Origin of the sequence: Kineococcus sp. NBC_00420 (assembly GCF_036021035.1) — a bacterium.
Taxonomy (GTDB): domain Bacteria; phylum Actinomycetota; class Actinomycetes; order Actinomycetales; family Kineococcaceae; genus Kineococcus.
Genome location: NZ_CP107930.1, coordinates 2,554,558 through 2,579,009 on the forward strand (window position 1 = coordinate 2,554,558; position 24,452 = coordinate 2,579,009).

At 69.9% G+C, this 24,452-nt stretch carries 18 protein-coding genes; 7 read left to right on the top strand and 11 right to left on the bottom strand.

Going from position 1 to position 24,452, the window contains the following annotated elements; all coding sequences use genetic code 11:
* Window positions 1-196: 196 nt before the first annotated feature.
* The 4 genes from OG218_RS12430 to pdxA form a co-directional block, all read right to left on the bottom strand.
* Window positions 197-448: a hypothetical protein gene (locus OG218_RS12430; protein ID WP_328293537.1), complete on the bottom strand. Its 252-nt coding sequence runs from the start codon at window positions 446-448 to the stop codon at window positions 197-199.
* A 157-nt stretch (window positions 449-605) separates the two neighbouring features.
* On the bottom strand, window positions 606-923 hold the full coding sequence (locus OG218_RS12435; protein ID WP_328293538.1) for a hypothetical protein: 318 nt from the start codon (window positions 921-923) through the stop codon (window positions 606-608).
* An 83-nt stretch (window positions 924-1,006) separates the two neighbouring features.
* Window positions 1,007-1,819: a DeoR/GlpR family DNA-binding transcription regulator gene (locus OG218_RS12440; protein ID WP_328293539.1), complete on the bottom strand. Its 813-nt coding sequence runs from the start codon at window positions 1,817-1,819 to the stop codon at window positions 1,007-1,009.
* 11 nt (window positions 1,820-1,830) lie between these two features.
* Complete coding sequence (pdxA, locus tag OG218_RS12445; RefSeq protein ID WP_328293540.1) at window positions 1,831-3,993, bottom strand: 4-hydroxythreonine-4-phosphate dehydrogenase PdxA; 2,163 nt, start codon at window positions 3,991-3,993, stop codon at window positions 1,831-1,833.
* A 207-nt stretch (window positions 3,994-4,200) separates the two neighbouring features.
* On the opposite strand from pdxA, the gene OG218_RS12450 reads away from it, so the two are divergent.
* Window positions 4,201-4,989, top strand: a complete 789-nt coding sequence (locus tag OG218_RS12450; protein ID WP_328293541.1) for an HpcH/HpaI aldolase family protein — start codon at window positions 4,201-4,203, stop codon at window positions 4,987-4,989.
* A gap of 6 nt (window positions 4,990-4,995) precedes the next feature.
* Here the strand turns inward: OG218_RS12450 and OG218_RS12455 are convergent, their stop codons facing one another.
* The 4 genes from OG218_RS12455 to OG218_RS12470 all read right to left on the bottom strand — a co-directional run bounded on the left by OG218_RS12455 (window position 4,996) and on the right by OG218_RS12470 (window position 8,190).
* Window positions 4,996-6,261: a Fic family protein gene (locus OG218_RS12455; RefSeq protein WP_328293542.1), complete on the bottom strand. Its 1,266-nt coding sequence runs from the start codon at window positions 6,259-6,261 to the stop codon at window positions 4,996-4,998.
* 60 nt (window positions 6,262-6,321) lie between these two features.
* Window positions 6,322-7,179: a hypothetical protein gene (locus OG218_RS12460; RefSeq protein WP_328293543.1), complete on the bottom strand. Its 858-nt coding sequence runs from the start codon at window positions 7,177-7,179 to the stop codon at window positions 6,322-6,324.
* 109 nt (window positions 7,180-7,288) lie between these two features.
* Window positions 7,289-7,699 carry a hypothetical protein gene (locus OG218_RS12465; RefSeq protein ID WP_328293544.1) on the bottom strand — a complete coding sequence of 137 codons (411 nt, stop codon included), beginning with the start codon at window positions 7,697-7,699 and terminating at the stop codon, window positions 7,289-7,291.
* Window positions 7,696-8,190: a nucleotidyltransferase domain-containing protein gene (locus tag OG218_RS12470; protein WP_328293545.1), complete on the bottom strand. Its 495-nt coding sequence runs from the start codon at window positions 8,188-8,190 to the stop codon at window positions 7,696-7,698. The genes OG218_RS12465 and OG218_RS12470 overlap by 4 nt, the downstream gene beginning before the upstream one ends.
* Before the next feature lie 353 nt (window positions 8,191-8,543).
* On the opposite strand from OG218_RS12470, the gene OG218_RS12475 reads away from it, so the two are divergent.
* Window positions 8,544-11,624 carry a DUF3427 domain-containing protein gene (locus tag OG218_RS12475; RefSeq protein WP_328296237.1) on the top strand — a complete coding sequence of 1,027 codons (3,081 nt, stop codon included), beginning with the start codon at window positions 8,544-8,546 and terminating at the stop codon, window positions 11,622-11,624.
* Window positions 11,625-11,827: 203 nt separating this feature from the next.
* Here the strand turns inward: OG218_RS12475 and OG218_RS12480 are convergent, their stop codons facing one another.
* Together OG218_RS12480 and OG218_RS12485 are read right to left on the bottom strand one after the other, a co-directional pair.
* A complete protein-coding gene (locus OG218_RS12480) occupies window positions 11,828-12,217 on the bottom strand; it encodes a very short patch repair endonuclease (protein ID WP_380162331.1) in 390 nt (129 codons plus the stop codon).
* Window positions 12,218-12,610: 393 nt separating this feature from the next.
* Window positions 12,611-17,269, bottom strand: a complete 4,659-nt coding sequence (locus tag OG218_RS12485) for an AAA domain-containing protein (RefSeq protein ID WP_328293547.1) — start codon at window positions 17,267-17,269, stop codon at window positions 12,611-12,613.
* 243 nt (window positions 17,270-17,512) lie between these two features.
* Between OG218_RS12485 and OG218_RS12490 the strand changes: the two genes are divergently transcribed.
* From OG218_RS12490 to OG218_RS12510, 5 genes are all read left to right on the top strand, one after another.
* Window positions 17,513-18,772, top strand: a complete 1,260-nt coding sequence (locus tag OG218_RS12490) for an ATP-binding protein (protein ID WP_328293548.1) — start codon at window positions 17,513-17,515, stop codon at window positions 18,770-18,772.
* A gap of 83 nt (window positions 18,773-18,855) precedes the next feature.
* Window positions 18,856-19,176, top strand: a complete 321-nt coding sequence (locus OG218_RS12495; protein WP_328293549.1) for a nucleotide pyrophosphohydrolase — start codon at window positions 18,856-18,858, stop codon at window positions 19,174-19,176.
* The gene (locus tag OG218_RS12500; protein ID WP_328293550.1) at window positions 19,163-20,872 is read left to right on the top strand and encodes a DNA/RNA helicase domain-containing protein; all 1,710 of its coding nucleotides are present in this window, start codon (window positions 19,163-19,165) and stop codon (window positions 20,870-20,872) included. The genes OG218_RS12495 and OG218_RS12500 overlap by 14 nt, the downstream gene beginning before the upstream one ends.
* A gap of 82 nt (window positions 20,873-20,954) precedes the next feature.
* The gene (locus tag OG218_RS12505) at window positions 20,955-22,013 is read left to right on the top strand and encodes an HNH endonuclease domain-containing protein (protein WP_328293551.1); all 1,059 of its coding nucleotides are present in this window, start codon (window positions 20,955-20,957) and stop codon (window positions 22,011-22,013) included.
* Window positions 22,014-22,198: 185 nt separating this feature from the next.
* Entirely contained in the window at window positions 22,199-23,029 is an 831-nt protein-coding gene (locus tag OG218_RS12510) for a nuclease-related domain-containing protein (RefSeq protein WP_328293552.1), read from the top strand.
* 4 nt (window positions 23,030-23,033) lie between these two features.
* Here the strand turns inward: OG218_RS12510 and OG218_RS12515 are convergent, their stop codons facing one another.
* Window positions 23,034-24,314, bottom strand: coding sequence for an ATP-binding protein (locus OG218_RS12515; RefSeq protein ID WP_328293553.1), 1,281 nt, complete (start codon window positions 24,312-24,314; stop codon window positions 23,034-23,036).
* Window positions 24,315-24,452: the final 138 nt, after the last annotated feature.

A 24,452-nucleotide genomic window follows, 5' to 3' on the forward strand; every position in this document is an offset into this window, starting at 1 on the left:
GCGGCTCCTGACGGCATCTGCAAATCGCCTCCACCGGAGCCGGTTCGACTGCGGGTGGTTCCCCGGCAGCCCTGTACCCAGAACTCTTCATCGGCAGTCCACCAACTGACCTGAGCCCGCAGGGTGATCAGCCCGGACTTCTACCGGTCATGCCCCTTCGCCGACCGGCTGGTCGCTCCGTTCTGGTCCCTCACGCTCATCGGCGCACAGGATCACGTCGAGGCAGGTCCCTGAGCTCCCGACGTACGTCGCTCCACCGGCTTCCGTGCTGCCGCAACCGACGGTGCTCGAACACCGTCAGGCCGAGCACGACCAGCGATCCTCCGACCGCCAGCCAGGCGAGGACGAGTTCCACGCCTGGCCCGGGGTCGACGGCTCCTGACACGTTCTCCGCCCCGGAGAACAGCGCGATGAGGAACGCCAGCACCGATGACAACAGCGGATGCACGTCCCCGACGCAGAACAGGTACCGGACGCCGTGCACGAGCGCGGACGCCGCGCCGACGAACAGCAGCGGTATCGCGAGGACGACACCACGAGCACTGCCAGGCCCAGGAGCGGGAAGTCCGGACGGGTCGCGGATCCGTCCAAGCGTTCGACGATCGTCACCGCGAACCACGGCAGTCCGATCGCGGCGCCGAGCAGACCCAACGTCCGCAGGGCCGGCTCGATCCGGGCGAGCCGCTGAGGGGGTGACTCACGATGGCGATGATCACGATCGCGACGGCGACGATCGGGACGGCGACCACTGCCTTGACGAAGAACCCGATCACGGCCCCTTCGAACAGCTGCTGTCCCAGGTCGTCGGGGGCGCTGCCGTAGAGCCCGACCGCCACAACCACCGACGCGTAGCCGAGCCAGGATCGCCAGGCCTGCAGCTTCTCGACGAACAGGTCAGGCCGACGACGGGGACGCATCGTCACCCTCTACCGCTCCTCGTTGCGGAACAACGCCCGGGGGAGAGGCGCCACGACCCTCACCCGGAGGCCATCGACCACACCGCAGCTCACTCGACCGACTCGGTGGCCGTGGGCGAGCGGGATCCCTGCGTCTCGTCCACGACGACGACCTGGACCCCGCGAGCTCGCAACGCCGCGACGCGCTCCGTCGGCGCAGTGGTGTCGGTGACGATCGTCCACGGCAGGGGGATCCGGAACCAGGCGTGGAAGGGGCGGGCACCGATCTTCTCGCCGTGGGCGAGGACGTAGACCCGCTCGGCGCGGCGCACCATGAGCTCCTTCAGGCGGACCTGCCCCAGGTCGGCCTCGCAGATCTCCCCCTCGTCGGAGATCCCGTCCGTTCCCAGGAACACGGCGTCGGCGCTGACCCGTTCCAGGGCCGCCTCGGTGAGCGGTCCGAGGAAGCCCTGGCTCAACGGTCGGAGCCGGCCACCGAGGCACTCGACGACGACTCCGCCGGCGTCGCTCAGTTCGGTGACGACGGTGAGGCTGGCGGTGATGACCGTCAGGCCTCGCGCTCCCGTCAACGCCGCCGCGAGTGCTCCGACGGTGGAGCCGACGTCGAGCAGGACGGTGTCGCCGGTGGCGACCTGCGTCGCGGCCCACTGCCCGATCGCGACCTTCGCAGAGTGCGCCTCGTCCATGCGTTGCCGCAGCGTCGACTCGCTGTGCGCCCCGATGGGGATCGCGCCGCCGTACGTGCGGGCGATGCGGCCCTCGGTGGTGAGGATCGCGAGGTCGCGCCGGATGGTCGAGGGAGACACGTCGAAGCGGGACGCGAGGGTCTCGACGTTGGCGAGGCCCTCGTGGGCGAGGTCGACGATGGCTGAACGCCGGGTCTCGGTCGCCACGGAGGGCATGTGTCTCCCTGTCAGTCCTGCGTGGGGCGGGGGGCCACCTCGATGGCCTGCCGCATGGCCTCGACCATGCTGCGGGTGTCCACCTTGCCAGTCCCCGCGATGTCGAACGCGGTGCCGTGGTCCACGGAGGTGCGGATGACGGGCAGCCCGACCGTGATGTTGACGCCGGCCTCGATGCCGAGCACCTTCACCGGCCCGTGTCCCTGGTCGTGGTACATCGCGACGACGAGGTCGAAGTCACCGCGGCCGGCCAGGAAGAACAACGTGTCGGCGGGCAGCGGTCCGCGGGCGTCGATCCCGTCGGCGCGCGCGGCCTCGATGCCGGGCGTGATCTTCTCGGCCTCCTCGCCGTAGCCGAACAACCCACCTTCCCCCGCGTGCGGGTTGATCGCGCAGACGCCGATCTTGGGGTTCGCGTTCCCGGCGGCGACGAGCGCGGTGTGCCCACGGCGGATCGTGCGTTCGACGAGTCCCGGTTCGATCTTGGCGACGGCGTCGACCAACCCGATGTGGGTGGTCACGTGGATGACCTTAAGGGTCGGCGTCGAGAGCATCATCGACACCTCCTCCGTCCCGGTGAGTTCCGCGAGCAGCTCGGTGTGACCGGGGTAGACGTGGCCGCCGAGGTGCAGCGCCTCCTTGTTCAGCGGGGCGGTGCAGATCGCCTGGACCTCACCGCGCATCGCCATCTCGCTGGCGACCCGCACGTAGTGGTAGGCCGCGTCCCCTGCCACAGGGGACAACTGTCCCCAGGCCAGGTCGGCGGGCAGCAGTTCGAGGTCCACGACGTTGATCCGACCGGGTTCGAAGACGGCGTCCGCGACTCCCTCCACCGGGACGATCTTCACGTCCACCCCGAGGACGTCCGCGGCGAGCCGCAGCCGGGCGGCGTCCCCGACGACGACGGATCGGGAGTTCTCGACGACGCTCGGGTGCAGGAGCGCGGCGACGACGATCTCCGGGCCGACACCGGCTCCGTCCCCCATGGTCACGGCGATGGCGGGACTCGTGCTGCTGCTCATGGGAAGGCCTTCCAGAGGTGGGAGGAGTTCGGGGTTCAGCGATCGCACGATCCGGAGCAGGCTGTCCGGGCCGCCGAAGCTGCCGGGGCGGGTGACGACGTGACGACCGTCGGGGGTCTCGGAGCGGACGGCGCCGTGTTCGATCTGCGAGAGGAACCGCAACGAGGGGACGTGCAGGGCGTCGAGGACGTGGCGGGCCGTCTCGCCGCCGGTGAGGACGAGGTCGGCGGGCCCGACCGCATCGGCGACGACGCGACCCAACGCCCGGGACAGTTGTCGGCCGTGGGCTGTCCCGGTGAGCCGGACGACGGTCAGGGAGTTCCGCGAGACGGCCTGGGCGAGCTGGGCGACGGCGGTGCCGCGCAGGACGTCGGCGCACGGCAGGTCGACCGGGGTGGCGCCGGCGTCGACGAGTTCTTCGGCCTGGCGCTGCGCGGTGGGTTCGGCGGTGCCGACGACCACGACGAGGCGCGGGACGTTCCGTGCGTCGGGTTGCTCGTGGGCCGCCTCCGCGGGGAGCGCGCGGGCGACGGCGGCGACCAGTCCAGCCGAACCGACCAGCGGCCGGCCGTGGGAGGCGGTGACGATCAGGTCGAGGTCGTCGTCGGTCTCGGCGTCGCAGACGACGACGGTTCCCGCTGGGACCTGCGCGATCTGCGCGATCAGATCGCTCGACCGCACGACGTCGAGGGTGATCGTCGTGGTCGCGACTCCCGGTAGGGCGTCGGAGACCGTCGCCGGTGCCTCGCGCCCCTCCGTCGCCCAGGCAGCGGTCTCGGCGAGCGGCCGGCCCTCGACGAGCAGCCGCCCACCGACCACCGTCCGACCGGCGACGGGAAGCGCGGGCGCTAGGACGACCGCCCCGCCCAGAGCACGCACGACGGGGGCGAGGTTGCCGCGGAGCAGGCTGTCGATCTTCGTGACCACCGTCCGGCCGGGTGCTACCCGGAGGACCTCGGCGACGCGCGCTCCGGTCTCCCGGGCGGTGAGGTGACGGGAGTCGAGGTCGAGGACGGTGTCGTGGTCGGTGATCCGCGTGGGCCAGAGGCCGATGCGCACCGGGCCGGCCCTGCGCGAACCACGCACGCGAAGCGCGCCTGCGGACTCGGCGGCGCCCGAGAGGTCGTCCGCGAGGACGAGCAAGCCAGCCACCGAACCTCCTCCGCGACCGACGCGACGCTGCGCCGACCGAGGTCTCCATCACGCACAACGTGCGCGAACCACGCTAGTCCGTCTGCGTGGACTGCGCAATCGCCGTGGCCGGCGAACGCCTCCCCCTTGCCGAGCGCCGTCCTGACGGCGTGAGATGCCGTCGGGCCTTCCCGCCCGTGACCAACCCACGAGTCTGGAGATCCACCCGTGCCCGAACACACCGCCTCCCCCGAGTTCGCCCGCAAGTTCCGCGCCCGCGAACCCCTCGTCGGCTACTGGGTGATGCTCGACTCACCCGCCTCCACCGAACGCCTCGCCCGTGTCGGCTACGACTACATCTGCCTCGACCAGCAGCACGGCCTCATGGGTTACGACGGGCTGCTGCGTGGGCTGATGGCCGTGGACGCCGGTGCGCGGCTGGGCGACGTGGACACGGTAGGGATCGTGCGCGCGGCGGCAAACGACATCACGTGGATGGGCCAGGCCCTCGACGCAGGTGCGTCCGCGATCATCGTGCCGCTGGTCGACTCGGCCGCCGACGCGCGGCTCGCGGTGCAGAACGCGAAGTACCCGCCGATGGGGCGCCGGTCGTTCGGACCGATGCGGGCCCAACTGCGATTGGGGCGTTCCACCGAGGTGCCGAACCGCGACGTGCTGGTGCTGGCGATGATCGAGACGGCGGACGGGCTGGCGAACGTCGAGGAGATCGCCGCGGTCGAGGGACTCGACGGGTTGTACATCGGGCCGTCGGACCTGTCGCTCGGGTTGGGAGCCGTGTTCCCCGGCGACCCCGCGATCTCGGACGAGTTCGACGCGGCGTTGGAGCGGATCAAGGCGGCTGGGCGGGCGGCGGGGAAGAGCGTGGGGATCCACACTCCGAGCGGGGACGTCGCGGCCAAGCGGTTGGCGGAGGGGTTCGACGTGGTGACGGTGGCGGGGGACGTGGTGCACCTGGAGGAGATCGCCACCGCGCACCTGCGGTCGGTCCGCGACTGACCGGGGTCAGCGGTTCGGCGAGCGCCGGGGAACGGGGCGAGCAGGCGGTTCGACAGCGGTGTCCCCGACGGGTGAGGCCAGTGACCGCTCGAACCCGGTGATGAGGTCGATCAGGCCGTCGACCTCGAACGCGCGGTTGCGTCGGCCGGCGGTCGTCTGCACCAGGACTCCGGCCGTGTGCAGCCGGTCGACGGCCTCGTTGACGGCCTGGGTCGACCGGTCCGTCAGCCGGACCAACTGCGCGACCGTCGTCACCGGGGTCTGCGGCAGGACGTCGTCGAGCAACTGGGCGACCGTCGACCCCGCACGCAGCGGTCCCACCGCCTCCCGCCAGCGCTGGCTGAGTCCTGCCAGTCCGTCGGTAAGTCCCGACACCCGTGCGCAGGCTTCGGTCGTCGCCGCGGCGAAGGTCGCGATCCACTCGGCGATCCCGGTGTGGCCGTCCTCGCGGAAGGATTCGAGACCGGCGACGTAGTCCCGGCTCCGGGTGGCCAGGACGAGGCTGACCGGCGGGACGTGGTGGGGACTCAGGCCGCGACGGGTCAGGACGACGTGGATGAGGGCGCGACCCGTCCGACCGTTGCCGTCGGCGAACGGGTGGATCGTCTCGAACTGCGCGTGGGCCAGCGCGGCCTGGACGACCGGCGGGTGGACGTCCGAGTCCACGTACTCGACGAGGTCCTCGAGCAGCGCCTCGACCTCGTCCGGGGGTGGCGGCACGAAGTCGGCGGCGCACGGGTTGAAGCTCGACCCACCGATCCAGTTCTGGCGGTCGCGGACGGTTCCCGCCCAGCTCGCGTCGCGAGTGCCGGCCAACAGGGCGCGGTGGATGTCGCGGATCGCGTCCACGTCCAGCCGGGGCCGTCGGGCGACGTCGTCGACGGCGGCTCGCATGGCGTCGATGTTGCCGAGGACGTCAGCCGCCCCCTGGTCGGGAGAGGATCCGTCGAGCTCCAGCGCGGCGTCGGCGCGCGCCAGTCGGCGGCCACCGATCTCCAGCCCTTCGATGCGGGAGGACGCGACCGCCTCCGCTCTCAGCAGCAGTCGGGCGATGGCTTTGTAGCCGCGGTAGGGCAGACCAGAGGCGTTGAGCTGCTGGACGGCGCGTTCGGCGTCGGAGACGTCGGCGGCGACGTCGGCGGGCAGCATGACCTCGCGTCCGACGAGGCGGGCGGGGACGAAGGCGTCGTAGCGGCAGGGTTGGCGGTGGCGTCGGGGCACGCCGGTGATGTCCCGGTCGGGGGTCCACTGCGTGCTGACGAGTCGGCCCATGCCGACATCATAATCAAGGTTGAAGCTGAAGCTTGAACAAGATAGGGACGACGACCAGGTTCACGTCGACCTCTGAGCGAGCCGGTGGACCGGGTGCGCGGCCGGCAGCTCGTGCAGCGGCACCCGCAGGTCGGACCACCGCCACCCCAGCCGCCGCAACCGGTACCGCCGCAACCGGTGGTGCTCGTAGGCGGTGAGCCCCAGGACGGTCAGGGCCCCCCCGAGCGCGAGGAGGGACAACGTCCGCTCGACGCCGACGGCGGGCTGCAGGGCCTGGTGGACGTTCTCCGCGCCGCTGGCGAGCGCCACCGCGAAGGCGAGGACGGACGGCAGCAGCGGGTGCACGTCACCGGCGCAGAAGAGGTGGCGGACGCCGCGCACCACGACGGCCGCGGCCGCCACCACCAAGAAGGGCCAGGTGAAGTACAGGACCACGCCGCCGCTCACCAGGACCGGCGCGAGGTGCTCGACCGCGACGGAGCCGGCTGGTCGCCGCTCTGCCCACTCCTTCAACTGCAGCACGAGCAGTGGAACGGCGATGACGGTCACGAGCAGCGAGAGGGGACGAACCACCGGACGGAGGCGTCCGCGACGTTGCGTGCGGTGGCTGCAGAGGGAGACGACGGCCAGGGACACGAGCACGACGACGACTGCGACCGCCGCCTTCAGCAGGAAACCTACGATCGCCCCCGTGAGCATCTTGTCCGCCAAGCCCGTCGTCTCCTCCCCCGACAAGCCGACGGCGACGACCACGCTGGCGTAGCCGAGCCAGGAGCGCCACGCCTGCAGGCGCTCCACGTGCGGGTCGATGCGCCACCGCGGGGTCATCCAGCGGGAGACCCCGCGCCAGCAGCGGACCAGCAGGCCCACGTACCAGGCGATGAACCGGACACCCAGCTCGATCAGCACACCCGCCATGACGACTTCCCGCTGCAGTGACGCTCCGTCGCCGACTGTGGCGGAGGAAGCCGACACGGTGAGGAGAACACCAGGGCACTCGCTCTCGGACCGGTCTCGTCGATCGACCTCAGCCGGCTCGCACCGCGAGGTCGTACAGCCGGCGCGCCCACTGGACGGCCTGCTCAGCGCGAGGGGCGGAGACCATCGTGGCGGCGTAGTGCGCCTGGTCCTTGATCTCAAGGAGGCGCCGCAGGTCCTTCGCCATCGCCACCCCGTCGGGTCGGACGGTGGCGAGCAGATCGACGGCTTGCCGGTGGTCTTGCCCTCGCGAGCGCTGCCCCAGTCGGCTGCAGCACACCGCGTCGGACGCGGCGATGCCGGACAGGACCGCCAACGACGCTGCCACCTGCGGGGTGGCGAGACCGTCATCGGTCTCGTCGATGACCAGTTCGGCGACCTCGAGGAACGCTCGCGCCTGCTCCAGCCGGGTGTGCCCCTCAGCGGGGGAACAGTCGCTCGTGCGACCGGACGGGCTCACCGCGCCACGTTCCGCAGCAGGGCGCTGAGGTCTCGACCGACCAGGGTGATGGCCTCTCGCCGCCACGAGCCGACGATCGGTTCGTCGGCTTCGACGTGGTCTCGGAGGTCGCTCACCGAGATGTCGTATGGCTGCGCCGGGTTGCCGCTCCAGGACTGGACGGCGGTCACGAGGGAGTCCACCTGGTCGTCCCAGGCGAGGGCTCGTTCCCCCGTCACCTCGTCAGCACGGACGAGCAAGAGGTCGACGTCGGAATCGACACTCCCCTCCCCTCGGGCGAGGGAACCGAAGACCGCGGCTGTCTCGACCGGTACGGCCCAGGACCGGACCCGTTCCTCGATGCGGCGCAGGAGTTCCCGGCGCAAGTCGGCGAGGATCTCCACCGCGGGCCAGGCGAGGTGGTTCCGGTTGGCGCTGTAGTACGCAGCGTTCCTCCGGCGCTCGACGGTGATGACCCCCTCCTCGGCGAGGCGAGTGAGGACGCGTTGCACCCCGGCTGGGGACGCTGTTCCGACAAGGCGGGCGACCTCACGGCCAGACATCGCAACCGTCAATCCGGCCAGCGCGACGAGCACCGGCCCATCCAAGGACGGGACGACGACTCGAACGGGATGGCCGAGATCCACGTGCCCAGTATAAGAGTCGAATGACCGGAAAAGTAGGCACGTGGTCAACCCGGCACCGCCTTTCACCCGGCGGGGTGCCGGCAATCGCGTGGGCGTCCCTCATCAGGGGGACACCACGAAGAGAGCACCGCGGCTCGTGACATCGCCCCGGGCGAATCACTGCTGGTGAGCCCGATAGCTTGATCGTCCAGGCTGGAACCAAGGACCACGAGGTGACGATGTCCGCGATCGACGGCCCACTCAGCCGGGGGCTGTGGGAGGAACTCGTCTCCGAGGGCTTGGCCGCGCAGCTCGTGAGCGCACACGAGGCCGCTCAGCTGGGGTCAGTGGACGAGGAGGACGCCCCGCACGTCGTCAGCGCGCACCTCAACCGGGCCATCCTCAAAGCCCTCCAAGCCCGGTCCAGCACGGCTTCGCAGCACGAGCTCGTCCGCGGCATCCTGGCAGTCCTCAACGCGACGCCCCACACACCGGTGCTCGACGACAAGGGACGCTTCCAGCAGCTGCTGTCGCTCGCGACAGGAATCGTCCCGCCGCGCCCAACCACTCCCCTGTCGGAGGCGGCACTCCTGACCAACAGTCCGGGTGAACCCGGACTGGGCAGCGAGATCCGTGCGGAACTGGAAAGCGCCGACTCCGTCGACCTCATCGTCGCCTTCCTCAAGTGGTCCGGGCTGCGCCTACTCGATGAGCCTCTGAAACGCCTGCGCGATCGTGGCGCGAAGGTGCGCATCATCACCACGACGTACATGGGCGCCACGGACCGACGCACGGTCGACGCCCTCGTCCGGGACTACGGCGCCGAAGTCAAGGTCATCTACGAGACCACGCGCACTCGACTCCACGCCAAGGCTTGGATCTTCCGACGCAACACGGGCTTCCACACCGGGTATGTCGGCTCATCGAACCTGTCTCGGTCTGCTCTGCTCGATGGGCTCGAGTGGAACGTTCGGTTGTCGAACGTGGCCACCCCGGCGCTGCTGCAGAAGTTCGACGCCACCTTCGAGAGCTACTGGGCCAACCCGGCCTTCGAGACGTACGACCCGGATCGCGACGCAGGTCGACTCGATGCAGCGCTGCGGGACGCGGGCTCGACGGGTCGCAGCGGCGCTCCGGTCGACATGTCGTCCATCGAGGTGACGCCACGACCACACCAGCAGGAGATGCTGGAGCAGCTCGCGGGTGAGCGTCAGCTCCACGACCGACACCGCAACCTCGTGGTAGCGGCCACGGGCACCGGCAAAACCGTCCTGGCGGCGCTCGACTACCGCAACCTGTGCCGGCTGCACGGACGAGACTTGAAGCTGCTGTTCGTCGCCCACCGCAAGGAACTCCTCGAACAGGCGATGCGCACGTACCGCCAGGTCCTCGCGGACGGGACCTTCGGAGAACTCCTCGTCGGCGGCTACGAGCCGGCCGAGGGGCGTCACGTGTTCGCCAGCGTCCAATCGCTGACGCCTGCACGCATCGCGACGTTCGCGGCCGACGCCTTCGAAGTGGTTGTCCTCGACGAGTGCCACCACGGGACGGCACCCACGTACCGCCGGGTCGTCGAACACTTCGCACCGCTGGAACTCCTCGGCCTCACTGCGACCCCCGAGCGTGGTGACGGCCAGGACGTCCTGGCCCTCTTCGACGGCCGGATCGCAACGGAGCTGCGGCTCTGGGACGCGCTGACCGACGACCTCCTGGTCCCCTTCCACTACTTCGGTGTGAACGACGAGATCGACCTCTCGGCCGTGACGTGGACACGGGGGCGCTACGACGTTGAGGGGCTCGAGAACCTCTACACGGGCAACGACGCCCGCGCCCGCATCGTCCTTCGAGAACTGGAACGGCGCGTCAGCCATCCCGCGGGGATCAAGGGACTCGGCTTCTGCGTCTCCGTGGCGCACGCCAAGTACATGGCACGGGTGTTCACCGCGGCAGGCATTCCCGCGGTCGCCGTGTCCGGTGAGAGCAGCGTGGAGGACCGCAGCACCGCGTTGGGTCGGCTGCGTCGAGGCGAGATCGCCACGATCTTCACGGTGGACCTGTACAACGAAGGTGTCGACGTTCCTGAAGTCGACACCGTCCTCTTCTTGCGACCGACAGAATCGTCCACTGTCTTCCTCCAGCAGTTGGGCCGCGGACTCCGGACCGCCCACGGGAAGGCCGTCCTCACCGTGCTCGACTTCGTGGGCAACCAGAACGAGAGCTTCCGGTTCGACGCCCGCTTCCAGGCCTTGACCGGCCTCGCGCGCGGGCGACTGTCCCAGCAAGTCGAGAAGGGATTCCCTCTCCTACCGGCAGGCTGCTCCATCGTCCTGGACCGTGTCGTCCGAGAGCGAGTGCTCAGCAGCCTGAAACGACAACTCCAGCCGATGCGCCGGGCCCTGGTCAACGAGGTCAGGAGCATCGGTACCACCGATCTTTCGCAGTTCCTGGCGGAGTCGGGCCACGCGCTGCGAGAAGTTCTCAAGAACGACCGCTCGTGGACGACGCTCTGCCGTGAGGCTGGCCTCGACGTCCCTGCGGGCGGCGCCCTGGAGCAGAAGCTCCTCAAGCGGGTCGCTGCGTTCGCGCACGTCGACGACAGCTCACGCGCCCGCGTCTACCGACGCCTCCTCCGCGGAGAACAGCCGACCAGCCCCGTCGAGCAGGTCCTCGCACGGATGCTGACGGCCTCGCTGGTACCGGGGACCTACACCGACGGGCAGGTCGGGCAGCTCGCGAGCGTCGGCGGAGAGTCAGCCGTCAGCACGGAACTCGGGCAGGTCGTCGACCTGGCCTTCGACAGCGCCCGCCGACCGACCGTCGAGCTCACCGGTTCCCTGCACGGCGTCCCTCTGGCCGTTCACGCGCGATACTCCCGCAACGAGATCGTGGCAGCCCTCGGGTTGATCAGCGACAAACGTCCGCCGGAGCGCTTCCGTGAAGGTGTTCTCTGGGCGCCCCACCTGAACACGGACGCCTTTCTCATCACCCTCAACAAGTCCGACGCTGACTTCTCCCCCACGACGATGTACCAGGACTACCCGCTGACCCGCGACCTCTTCCACTGGGAATCGCAGTCGACAACCAGCGTCAGCTCGGTGACGGGCCAGCGGTACCTCAACCACCGCGAGAACGAAACGCACGTCATGCTCTTCGTACGGCCCACGAAGACGGGTGACCTCGGCCCCGACCCCTTCCTCTTCCTCGGTGAGGCCGAGTACGTGAGCCACCGGGGAGATCGCCCGATCGCCATCACCTGGAAGCTGCATCATGAGATGCCGATGGACTTCTTCGCCGCTGCGACGGTGGTGCAGTCAGCCTGACGATGGAAGAGCGGTTCCTCAAGGACTGCGGGTGACTCCGCTTCGTCACCGCACGCAGGCGTGCGCCGACCCGGCAGTGCAACGGATGGCCGAGGATCCGGTCATCCTCATCGAAGACGCCACACGCCACGCCGTAGCCTGCATCGCCTGCACATCGCGCCTGTGGACAGCCTCTGGCAGTGATCCAGCCTCCCACGGAACAGTCACCGGACAGGGCGCCGTACACCTCGAACGAGCCGCTCGACCCGGTCCGCTGCCTCGACGACGTCCTCGTGCTCCCACACCCGGTGCGACCGCCAGCCGGCACCGGCCAGTTGCGCGTCGGTGTCGCGGTCGCGGGCGGTGATGCTCGCGAGCTTCACGCGCCACCAGTCAGCGTTGGCCTTCGGCAGGTGTAGGTGGACGGGGCAAGAGTGCCAGAAGCAGCCGTCGACGAACACCGCGACGCGGGCACCGCGGAACACCAGGTCCGCACGACGTCGGCGGTTGGTCCCCGGTGGGGTCCGGTCCACGAGGTACCGCAGACCCCTGCGGTGCAGTTCCCGACGCAACGCCAACTCCGGCGCAGTGTCCCGCCGACCCGTCCTGCGCATGATCGCCGCGACCGCCGGGGTGGAGGGCGGAGGCGCCGGGCCGGGTTCCTCCCAGGTCACGGTCGTCCGCACCTCAAGGACTGTACGGGCGACCGCTCGAGACCAGCTCCGGTTGTCCACAGCCGGCCGATCAGCCAAGGTCGCCCTCGCGGCCTGTCGTTCACCCGCGACAACACCCCACACGCAACGAAGACCTCGTGTCGTTCACGGGCACCGCGTCCGGAGTACTCCGTGTTCAGCGGAGCGTCTGGCGGACGGGGTTGGAGAGTTCCCCCTCCCTGCGCCGATCCAGCGTCCTCGAAGAGGAGGGATGCTGCGTACCAGTGCTCCCGGGACGAGACCTGCTCGACGACTCGCACCATGAACTCGTCCCGGCACCCGAACCCCGCAGAACTACGGCTCCAGCACGTGCGCTTCCTGGTACGCCGCGATCAACTCCGGCCGCAGCCGACCCCGTTCCCCGACCTCCCAGCCGTTCTCCCGCCCCCACGCACGAACCTCCGCAGGCGACACAGAGAGAGTGCGGGCAGCAACACGTGTCTGAGGCACCTCGACGACAACCCGCTCCGGAACGACCTGCGTCGGCGCCGAAGTTGGGGCCACGTCGGTAATGACCCCGATGTGAGGTTCTTCCTCGACCGTCGATTCGTGCGGCTCGATCCCCCGGCCCGCGAGCGCCGTCCACAGACTCTCCAGCGCCCGCTCGGGGTCCCAGTTGAACTCGCTGTCGCGAACCCGCCAGAACCGCCACCCGGCGCGCTTGAGCTCTTGTTCGCGGTGCACGTCGTTGTCGACCTGGTCGGCGCTGGTGTGCCAGGCGTCGCCGTCGCACTCGACGGCGAGCCGGCCCCTCGCGCCGGTCACGACGAGGTCGATGCGGCGGCCGTTCACCTCCCACTGCGGCGTCACCTGGTAGCCGCGGTCACGGATCGCGAGGAAGACGCGTTGCTCGAAGAGTGAGTCGAAGGCGGGGTGCTTCTCGCCGGCGGTGACGTTGCCGAGGTCTTCCGACGACCGGGCGGCGGGCGGGTCGCTGAGGTGGGCCAGCAGGAGCCGCCGCAGGTCCTTGGGCGACAGGACGTCCTGGGTCACCGAGTGGAACAGCCACATCTGGTCCTGGGCGCGGCTGGCAGCGACGTTGTAGCGCCGGCGTTGTTCCTCGAGCACCTGGGCGGTGTTCTTGCGGTTGGCGCCTACGACGAGGCTGAGCATCATGACGTGTCGCTCGTCGCCTTGGAAGTCCGGCGGCGTCCCGACCCGGAGGCGGCGTTGTTCGTACACGTCGGGCGCGATGCGGCTGCGCAGTTCGTTCTCGATCGCGTCCACCTGCGCCTGGCCCTGCAGGACGACGACGCCGAACGTCTTGCCGTCGTAGCGCGGGTCGGCGATGCAGTCGGCGACCTGCTGCGCGATGGCCGCGGCCTCGCGCGGGTTGCGGAGCCTGGCGTTCTCGCCCTCGCTGGGCGCACCCTGTACGTAGCGGACCTTCAGCGGCGCGAGCCGGTCGCGGCCGAACTGCCGCAACGGGACGAGGGGAGCATCGGCGTAGAACTCGCGCGAGGACCAGTCGATGATCTCCGGCATGCAGCGGAAGTGCTCGCGCAGTCGCACCACTGAACCAAACCGGGTGGTCAACAGGCTGAAGAGGCTGTCCTTGGGCGTCATGGACACCCGCAGGTAGTTCGGCAATTCCGACAGGTAGCTGTCGAGCTTGTCAAAGATCGGTTGCAGCGCACCCATGGCGACCTGGGACGGGGCGCACTGGCGGTCGTCGCCGACGACGATGACCCTGGGCGCCAGCCACAACAGGTAGAGGGTCTCGATGCTGGCCTGGCTGGCCTCGTCGATGATGACGACGTCGAAGGAGTTCTTGTGCGGCGGGACCGTCTCGAGCACCTCGGCGAGCGGCATGATCCATGCAGGGACCGCGCCGCGCGCCTCGGCCATGGCCTCTTTGGCCGCAGCGGAGAACCGGTGGGCGAACTTCCCCGTTCCGGCCCCTCGCGAGGCGCTGGCGCTCTGGTAGGCGCGCAACGCCTGCGACTGGTGCGAGGTCATGCGGGTGAGCGTGGCGTTCCACGCCTTCTCGGCCGCGAGTTCGCCGGTCACTGAACCGAACGAGGTCGTCACCTCGGCGAGCTGCTGGTCGAGCGCGGCCTCGCGGCCGGGACGGCGCTGGTCCTCGAAGAACGTCAGGGCCTTGGCCCACGCCCAGGCGCCCTGGAGGTCGCCGAGGCGGGTCGACCACTCCTCGTCGGTGGCGGTGGCGTCGATGAGGGCCAGCAGCCCTGGGTGCTGCGCACTCACCTCGCGGGCGAGTTCGTCGGCTCGTCGTTGGCTCTCGGCCTCGACGGCGGCGACCGCGAGCGCCGCGTGGGCCTGCGCGTACCCGGGGACATCGCGCAGGGCCAGGGCCTGGACGAGGTCGCGTACCTCGGGGGCCGACCGTTCGACGTCGGCGAGATGACGAACGCCGGCCAGGGCGGCCTCGACGGCGAGCTGGGCGTCCTGCGCCTCCAGCTGCGCGGCGACCCCGGGGAGGGCCTCGGAGAACGCCGTCCAGTCCTCCCTCGATTCCAGCGCAACCGTCACGCCGGAGTCGCGGAGCAGGACGCGAACGGCCGCCATCGCGGCCAGGGCCTGCACTGCGCGCGACAGCGCCAGGTGGGCGTCCACCAACGCGGACACGGTGAACCGGACGGACGCCTGTGTGCCGATGACGTGGCCGACCTCGGCCCAGCGTGCGACGAGCGCATCGGCCTCCACCTCCGCGGTCAGCCGGGTCAGGACGGCGTCGAGTTGTTCGGGGGTGCTCGGGGCCACGTCGTTGACGGTCGCGGCGAGCAGTCGTTCGGCGTTCTTCTCCGGTTGGGAACGGAACAGGCCCTTGGCGCGGATCTTGCCGCCGTTCGCGGCATGTGTGCGGAGAGCCCGCCCTGCGGTGAGCTGTGCCGACCTGCCCGTCGGGCCGGACGCGTCGAACTCGGGGAGGGCGATCTGCTGCAACGCGAGGGCGTCGAGGGAACTGTTCAGCTCCTCCGCCCGACCCGAGACCTGGTGCAGCCCCTGCCAGAGCGAAGTGTTCCGGTCGCGCAGCGAGTCGTCGATGCAGCGTCGCTGCCAGTCGTCGCCGGCGTCACCTCGAGCCAGCCCGGCGAGCGTCGTGCGGACCGCCTCGTTCTGCTGGTTGAGCTGGGTCAGGACGGCGCGGTCCACGGGTTCCATTGCGCGCACCAGGTCAGAGGCAGCAGCACCTGCTGCGGCGGCCGTCGCCTGCTCGGCCGCGACGAGTCGGGCGACCTCGTCGGGTGCCGGGACGTCCGCCGTCGCGGGGATCACCTGAGCGGTCCGGGCCCGTCGTTCCGGGGTGCTCAGCGCGGTCAACCGGACGAGTTCCGCCACGTCCACGGGGTCGAGGGGCAAGCTGGGGGGCGCCGCCGCCGGCAGCGGTGTCGGGATCCAGGCGTGGCGGTGGTCGCGTTCGCGCAGACGCCCGGCGATCGCGGCCAGGGTCCCGCCGTAACCGGGCGCGACGGTCTCCTCTGGGTGGACGAAGGTCTCGGCCTCCCGCAGGGCCCGGATCTCCTCCATCAGCTCGACCTGACGGGACTGTGCCGCAGCGCGTTCCCCCGTCAGGCGCTCGATGCGCTGGGCGTACCGGACGGCGTCGTACGTCCCGTAGCGGTCGACGAGCGCGTTCACACTGCGCGAGAGTTCCACTGAACCACCGCGCCCCTGGTCGGTCATGGACACGCAGAGGTTGCGGACCTCGGTGGGGATCTTCTCGCGCAGGACGCTCAGGGCCTGCGCCTTCTGGCTGGTCACGAGAACCCGCTGCCCCTCGGCGACGAGTGCGGAGACGAGGTTGGCGATGGTGTGGGTCTTGCCGGTACCGGGTGGTCCCTGGACGACGACGCCGGTGTCCCGGCCGAGGCGGGCGATGATCTGGCGCTGTTCGTCGTTGGCGGGCAACGGGAACAGCGGGTCCGCCGCGACGGCGCTGCTGGACGAGCCGTCCTCGGCCTCCAACCAGGCCAGCCGCTCCTCGGGTTCCATCGACTGCAGCAGCTGGACCAGACCGAGGGGTGCCTCGGCGTCCGGGCCCTGCAGGGCCGCGGACATCTGGTCGTAGTAGGCGAGGAGGCTCGCCCGACCGCGCGGGCGCAGCACCACGGCCGGAGCGAATGTCAACGCCGGCACGGCGTCGATCTGCGCGGGTGGGGTCAGATCCTTCGCGTAGGCGCGGCAGGAGGGCAAGGCGAGTGCCCGCCACTGCTCGAGCAGCTCGTGGACGGACTCGTCCAGCGGGACCTCCAGGCCCTCGCGGACCTCCGCCCGCACCGGCTCGGCCCGCGCGCCGTCGAAGGCCTCGACGCCGTCGAGCAGCTCGCGATCGTGCAGGCGGGGCGTCGGTGGATCCGCGACGAGCAGCGCGATGGCCCCGGTCCTGGGATCCACCGCGAGGGAGAGCCGGGTGCTCAGCAGGTGGTTGCGGGTGCGTTCGCCGCCGTCCGGTGCCCAGGTGAGCAACCCCGTCTGCAGGACGAGTTCGAACTGGTCGTCCTGCTGGGAGAGCTGGCGGTGGATCCCGCTGAGGGCCTCGTACCAGCGCCGCGAGGGCGCCGAGCGCCGCTCGTGCTCCGCCCAGGCACGCCACTCCCCGCTCCAGCGGGCGTACTCACGGCGGATCCCGGAGTCCCCGACGAAGCCGTCGACGGTGCCCGATGCGTCGGCCGTGGGGTCGACGAGCAACGGGACCGCGGTCGTCGGGTCGGCCAGTCGGGTCGCGTCGACCCAGTCGACCAGGGCCTCGGGCAGCGGTGGGTGCGGCTCAGCGGCGAGGGCCGGGAAGGTCGCCAGCCGGCTACCCGGGCCGGCGGTGGCGTCACCGCTGATCTCGGCCGGGAGGTCGTGGAGCCAGAGGACCTGCGGGTGCGTGTCGACGTCGCGGACGGGGGCAGAGCCCATCGTCGCCAAGGCGCGCAAAAAGTCCACCAGCGCACTGACCTGGCTGACCATCTCGCGGCGGTGCGCCGTGTTCGTCTCTTCCACGTGGATCTCCCTTCACGCTCTGGAGTCATCCTGCCGGAGGGTGGTGACATGCGAGGGCTGAGGACGATCCTGACCGTCTGAAGCTGGCCGTCCTCCGCGACTCTCGTGACGGCGATCAAGTGCAGATGACTGCCCTCTTGTGCCTCGACTTCCGCAACACAGTACCCTCGAGTTCCGCAGGAAAGAGGCCTCTAGAATCGCAATTCCCGGGCCTCGCTTCCGCAGCTCGCGTACACTGGTCGCGTGCAAGACGCGCAGCTGGGTCGGCGCATGGCCGACATCGCCGCCACCAGGTTGACCGAGGAGCAGGTTCTCCTCATCGAGGGTCCGCGCTCGGTCGGCAAGTCGACGCTCCTGCGCCACCTGGCTACCCAGGCCGGCGTGGAGGTCATCGACCTCGACGACCTCGACACACGTGAAGCGGTGAGCCGAGACCTCCGGCTCTTCGCCGCCGGCGACCCTCCGGTCTGCTTCGACGAGTACCAGAAGGTCCCGCTGGTCCTCGACGCCATCAAGGCAGAGCTCAACCACGCCGGACGACCGGGGCGTTTCGTCCTGGCCGGCTCCACGCGCTTCGACGCGCTCCCGACGGCAGCGCAGTCACTCACCGGCCGCCTGCACCGGCTCACCCTTCGGCCCTTCTCCCAGGGCGAGCTCGACCGGCACGAGGAGCACTTCCTGCCGATGGCCTTCGAAACGCCCAAGTCCCTGGTCGAGCTCGGTCCGTCACGCGTCGGGCGCGACGAGGTCATCCGTCGCGTCACCACCGGCGGCTTTCCGCTGGCCGTCGAGCGACCGACCACCGCTGCCCGCAACCGGTGGTTCGACGACTACGTACGACTGACTCTCGAGCGCGACGTCCGCGACCTGTCCCGGGTCCGTCAGGCCGCCGCGCTCCCACAGCTCCTGGAACGGCTGGCCGGACAGACGGCCCAGGTGCTCAACGTCAGCGCAGCCGCCGCCAGCGTCGGCCTCGACGACCGGACGGCCGACGGCTACACGAAGCTGCTGGAAGCGGTCTTCCTCCTCCAGCGCATCCCCGCCTGGGCGAGGACCACCTCCGCTCGCTCAGCTCTGCGTCCCAAGGTCCACCTCGTCGACTCCGGTGTCGCCGCGCGGCTGCTGCGACTGACACCCGAGAAGCTGGGACAACGCTCCGCGGTGGCCCTTCAGCAGTTCGGTCACCTGCTGGAGACTTTCGCGGTCATGGAGGTCGCCAAACAGGCGTCCTGGCGGGACGACATCGACGGGCTCCACCACTGGCGCACCCACGACGGACTTGAGGTCGACCTGGCCGTCGAGAGGGACGACGGCACGGTGATCGGGATCGAGATCAAGGCCGGTGGGCGCCTGCCGGGTGATGACTTCCGGGGCCTTCGTGCCCTGCGGGACCAGATCGGGGAGCAGTTCGTGGCGGGGTACGCGCTCTACCTCGGCGAACACGCTTACACCTACGAGGACAGGCTGCACGCCCTGCCACTCGACCGCTTGTGGACGGCGTGAGGGCACGATCCCCGCGGAAGTCACGGCGTACGCGATGCAGCAGTCGGCGACGCCTGACCGAGGCTCAGAACTAGGATCCGATCATGGACGAACGGACCGTGCAGGAGCAGCTGCGCGAGATGGTGGCCGAGCGCGACTGGGCTCAGTTCCACACCCCCGAGAACCTCGCGAAGAGCATCGCCATCGAGGCGGGCGAGCTGCTGGAATGCTTCCAGTGGTCCTCCGAGGCCGACCCGCAGCGAGTGCGGGGTGAGCTGGCGGACGTGTTCACCTACTGCCTCCTCCTCGCCGACGCGCTCGGCATGGACGCGGACACCGTCGTCGTGGAGAAGCTCGCCGAGACGCGGCTGAAGTACCCGGTCGAGAAGGCGCGAGGGCGGAGCACCAAGCATGACCGACTTTGAGATCCAGCAGTTCACGTTCTCCGGCGAGGACCTCAAGGCCTGGCAGGCGCTCGACGGGCGGCACCGCAACTGGCCGGTCGTGTACACGCTGGACGGAGCGGGGAAGGTCTACGTCGGCGAATCGCTGAACGCCGCCGGGCGCTTCAAGCAGCACCTCGACACGACGAAGAAGGCACTGCGTCACGCTCGCGTCGTACTGGACCCGACCTTCAACAAGTCGGTGTGCCTCGACCTGGAATCACACCTGATCCGCTGGTTCCACGGGGACGAGAAGTACCAGGTCCTCAACCGGAACGACGGGATCACCAACGCCGACTACTACCTCCGCTCGACGTACCGGCCCACCTTCGAGGCGATCTTCGACGAGCTGCGCGAGCTGGGTGCGTTCAGCCGCTCCATCAAGGAGATCGAGAACACCGACCTCTTCAAGCTGTCGCCCTTCAAGGCCCTCACCCCGGACCAGGCGATCGCCGTCGAGGACATCCTCTCGGGACTGTTCGACGACCTCGAGCACGACCGGTCCAGCCGCATCGTGATCCAGGGCGATCCTGGAACCGGTAAGACGGTCGTCGGGATCTACCTGATGAAGCTTCTGAGCGACATCAAGAACGCGGACCTGAGCGAACCCGTCGACAGCGACTCCTTGCTCTCCGAGTTCTTCGTCGAGGGCTACCCGCAGCTCTTGCGGGACTTCCGGGTCGGCCTGGTGGTGCCGCAGCAGTCCCTGCGCGGCTCGATCCGGAAGGTCTTCAAGAAAACGCCCGGCCTCGGCCCTGACATGGTCATCACGGCCTTCGAGGCCGGCAAGGCGGACGACATGTTCGACCTGCTGATCGTGGACGAGGCACACCGCCTCAACCAGCGGGCCAGTCTCGGCTCCGGTCCGCAGAACGCCGACTTCCGCGTCGTGAACGAGAAGCTCTTCGGACACGACGACCCGGAACTCACGCAGCTCGACTGGATCAACAAGATCAGCCGGCACCAGATCTACCTCATCGACGCAGCGCAGACGGTCCGCCCCGCGGACCTGCCGCGAGCGGCTCTGGACGCCCTGGTGTCGACGGCACACACGGCGAAGCGGCACTACCGGCTCACGTCCCAGATGCGCGTCCAGGCTGGGTCCGACTACGTCGGCTACGTGCGCGGCGTCCTCGACGGCTCGGTGACGAAACGCCAGACGTTCGAGGGGTACGACCTCCGGTTCTTCGACAGTCTGCAGGCCATGCGGACAGCGATCATCGAGCAGGACGCGTCGCACGGTCTCGCTCGTCTCCTGGCCGGCTACGCGTGGCCCTGGGCGAGCAAGAAGGATCCCCAGGCCTTCGACATCGTCGTCGACGGAGTCGAGCTGTGGTGGAACAAGACGCAGGTCGACTGGGTCAACACGACAACGTCCCTCGACGAGGTCGGTTCCATCCACACCATCCAGGGGTACGACCTCAACATTGCGGGCGTCATCATCGGCGGCGACCTGCGGTTCGATCCCGCCAGCGAGCGCCTCGTCTTTGACAAGGCGAGCTACTTCGACGCCAAGGGGAAGCAGAACAACGTCAAGCGCGGGATCACGTACTCCGACGAGGAGCTGCTCCAGTTCGTCAAGAACATCTACGCGGTGCTGTTGACACGAGGAATCCTGGGGACCTACGTCTACGTCCACGACACGACGTTGAGGGAGTACCTCCGCCGGTTCTTCTGATGTACGAGGGCATGTCCACTACTGCGCGTGGCGTGGTCGGACCCGATGGACCACCGCGAGAAACGTCCTGGAGGGAGACACCATGGACCCGCTCGACCTCGGCGCCCGCCTCGCCCAGCTCCTGGCGACAGGCCGTCGCGTCTCGACGTACAAGCTCGCGACCCTGGACGCCCTCGTCCAACACTGCCTGGAGAACCCCGTCGCCGACGACGCGCCGCTCAGCGTACCCGTCCGCGACCTCGCGTCCCGGGTCGTCGAGGCGTACTGGCCGCAGGTCCGGGTGTTCGGTGAGCACGGGGTGCTGCGGCAGATCCAGCACACCCGTCCAGGCGCCGTGTCGGTCATCGATCTGGTCACCGATCTGCGGCGGAACAGCGACCGTCGGGGCCTGTCCACGCCGGCGCAGTTCCGGACCGAGGAGCCCCACCAGTGGACGGCCACGGTGCGGAAGATCGCGATCACCCTGGCCAGGCAGCCTCTGTTCCGCCTGCAGAAGACGGGAGGTCGGGAGCCGGGGGTCGCGTTCCTGTACGACGATTCCTGGCTCAGCGATGACGTCGGCATCGGGAACCTCGACGCGCACGACTGGTCCATCGAGTTGTTTCCCGGGGTCGCAACGGCCTTGGCGCGGGTTTCCCCGATGCTGCAACCCGTCCTGCAGCAGTGGTGGGTCGAGGACGTCCAGCGCCACAACAGCGCCGAACTCGAGATCCCCGACCTGCACGCGTTCCTGTTCGACGCGGACCGCACGGCCGTTGCACGACTGGCCCCCGGTCTGCGGGAGTTCCAGCAGAACCGCTGCTTCTACTGCGGTAGGACCCTCACCGGGGCGGTGCACGTCGACCACGTGCTGCCGTGGTCGCGGGTCGCCATCGACGGGGTGCGGAACCTGGTGCTCACCGATCCGCGTTGCAACGGCGACAAGGCGGCCACACTGCCGGTCCTCGACCACGTGCGGGAGGTCCTGGCCCGGCCCGAGGCGGACCTCGTCGTCATCTCTGCACCGGTGCGCTGGCCGGTCGAGACGGAGCGGGTGCGCGGCGCGGCCCGCGGGCTGTACCGGTCGACGGGCGCGGGCTCTCCGCTGTGGCGCGCTCCCGGGTTGTACGACTTCCACGACGGCACCGCCGTCCCGCTCTGACCACCTGTTTCCCAGCCCGTCGCGGCGCTCATCCGAATCGAGACGACAACGGATCCGCAGCCCCTTCCGCCATTGCCCCAGCCGGGTGACGCCCCATCAAGCGGCCGGCACCGGCTCCCGAAACCCCTGGCATGGGGGCTGCCGGGGCAGGAGCAGACGAGCAGGCCCGACGCGCGGCGGCGCACGTGGAGCGGCTCCGTCGCCAACCCACGACCGAGGACACGACAGCCCGCCTCGACGCCGCCGAACGACGCCACCACGCGTGGTCCGCCGGGGCCGAAGGCGAGCGCCTGGTCGCCGAGACCCTCGGGGAGCTCGAGGCCGAGGGATGGTTCGTCCTGCACGACGTCCACTGGCCCGGCCGCCCGAAGGCGAACCTCGACCACGTCGCGGTCGGTCCCGGCGGGGTCGTCGTCATCGACGCGAAGAACTGGTCGGGGCAGGTGACCGTCCGGGACGGTGTGCTGCGCAACGAGTCGTGGCGCAAGGACCGGGAACTGGAAGGGATCGCGAGCGCCGCCGCGGCCGTCGCCGCGCTGCTGGAACCGGCGGTCCGCTCGACGACACAGGGCCTGCTCTGCCTGGTCGCCCAGGACCAGCAGCCCCAGGCGACGACGTCCGGGGTCACCGTCGTGGGGCGCGCCCACCTCGTCGCCGTCGTGCGCGGGCTGGAACGTCGACTGGGGGCCGACGAGGTCGAGCGGATCGCGACCTTCCTGCGGGCCACCCTCGACGGTGCCCGCAGCCCCGTGCTCGTGACCACCGCCGACGTCGGCACCCCGACACCCGCACCCCACGAACCGCCCGCGCGAGCGAGGCGCCCGGTGGCGGCACGCCCCAGGCCGATCCCGCGGAGGACGCACCGCCGGCCCTCGTGGTCTCGGCGGCTGCTGCTCGTGCTCCTCACCCTGGCCATGGCGGGGCTCATCGGGTTCCTCGGGATGGTGGTCGGGCTGACGGTGCTCCAGGGGATGGCCGACAGCCTGGTCCCACCGCCGGCGGCGAGCAGCCCCTGACGGCTCACGGCCCGAGCAACGCCGCGGGCACCACTGCGATCCCGTCCCGTCGGCGGTAGGCCTCGGGGCCGGTCGTGACGACGACGGCGTCGAGCAGGTTCTCACCGAGCGCCCCTCGCAACCAGGTCAGGTGCTTCACGTCGGCGTCGGTCACCGCCCCGGCCACCTTCACCTCGAGGGCTACGACCTTGCCGTCGTTCCGCTCGATGATCAGGTCCACCTCGTGGTCCCCGCCGCGCAGACGAAGGTGCCCGGTCCGGGCTTCCGCCGCCTGCGCGTACGCCCGCACGTCGAGCGTCACCAACGACTCGAACAGCTGGCCCAGCAACGTCGCCTCTCGCCCGGGCCGCCGGGCCGGCTCGGCACCCGCGAGCGCCGCGGCGTCGACGCCGAGCAGTCGTGCCGCGAAGGCCGGGTCGGCGAGGTGGTGCTTGGGTGCCGCCGCGAGGCGGGCGAGGTGGTTGCGGGACGGCGTCCAGGCGGGAACGGGGTCGAGGAACCACAACCGTTGGAGGATGTCCCGGTAGGCGGTGGTCGTGGTCTTGGCGGGCTTGTCGAGGTCTCCCGGAGTCGCCGCCTCGAGCAGGCGGTCGTACGCGGTCGACGTGGAAACGGCTGCGGCGTAGGCCGACATCCAGCGACGCAGCGGGGCGGGATTGCGAACGGCCCGTCCGAGGTCCGGGAAGTCGCGGTCGATGATGCTGTCCACGTAGCCGTCGAGCTGGGCTCGGCGGAGGCGCGGCGACAGCGCCCGCACAGCGGGTAGTCCCGAGCGACAGATCTCGTCGGCGTACTCGTCGATCCCGACGCCGGTCGCGCCGGCGACGTCGCCCCGTCGCCCCGTCAGGAGCTGCGCCAAGGAGACCGTCGGCCGCGCGACACCACGTTCGGACAGCGTCATGGGGCGCATTCGCAGGCGCACGATCCGACCGGCACCGCTGTGGACACCGGTGTTCCTGGGCACGGCCGACCCCGCGAGCAAGAACGATCCGGGCGCAGTTCCGTCGTCCACGGCCCGTCGCACCGCGTCCCAGGTCGGCGGGACTCGTTGCCACTCGTCGATGAGCACCGGGGGCTCGCCCCGGAGAACTCGGCCGGGGTCGGCCGCCACGAGATCGCGCTGGGCGGGGTCGTCCAACTGGACGACCGTCTCAACGTGCTGGAGACCGGAGCGGGTCTTGCCGACGCCCTTCGCACCCTCGAGGGCGACTGCCGCCAAGCCCGCCAGGTACTTGGCGAGCTCCGCGTCGACGACGCGAGGCGAGTACCCGCCAGCAGCAGCCATGCAGCGACGCTAACCTTCCACTACTCATCTACGCTACTTTCTGGCGTTTTCCGACGCTACCTTCTGGCGGCGCGAGGAGCTACCTCCTGACGCTCGAGAACCGCGACTCGACGCGCCGCGGGTCGTAAGGTCGTCGCC